Genomic DNA, 601 nt, shown 5'->3' with positions numbered 1-601 from the left:
GACACCATATCCGATTCCAAAATCGTTGCTATATCCCTGTTGAACAAGGAAAAGAAGTCTACTTCAGCAGAAAGACGAAAGCATTCGTTATAAAAGAAGTTGACGGTGACATCTACCTCAATATCGCTGACAAGATCTATCACACAAAGGAGCTACTAGTTCATGAACTCTATTCGAAAAACTTTGAATCAGAACCAGAACAAAAAAAGAAAGACGCAAGTATGTCCCTCCACAAACCCATCCGTGGAAACTCACATCTTTCAAACAATATCTTCAGAAAAATAAAAAGGATTATGAAGAGTTTACTAGTGAGGAGCTTCATTCTCCTCAGCTACAAGTATAATCTATTTCTCGCTAAATGGGAAGCTGTTCCTTAAAGGAAATCACTCTATCCCTTACATTTAGGAGAGAGAAAGTAAGGAGTCTAAGACAAGCATTTCATTTGATAAGAGGCTTGGAGTTGTGAGGCTAGAGAGCCAAGGCTAAGACTAGCCTTGGTTTAGCTGAAAAAACAGCTTCAAGGGTTCCTCGTGTCAAATGAAAGCAAAATAATTGCCCTCAATCTCACCATTTTTTGGGGCATCATCACTTTCGATTGACA

1 pseudogene is annotated in these 601 nt (G+C 38.9%); it reads left to right on the top strand.

The window, feature by feature from the left end:
* A pseudogene (locus HT701_RS11285) lies at nucleotides 1-343 on the top strand (ISNCY family transposase); the annotation flags it as partial.
* Nucleotides 344-601 lie beyond the last annotated feature (258 nt).

This window comes from Streptococcus sp. 10824 (assembly GCF_013276595.1).
GTDB classification, from domain to species: domain Bacteria; phylum Bacillota; class Bacilli; order Lactobacillales; family Streptococcaceae; genus Streptococcus; species Streptococcus pseudopneumoniae.
The sequence above is the reverse complement of the archived record's forward strand: the minus strand, read 5'-3'. Positions and strand labels throughout refer to the sequence as shown.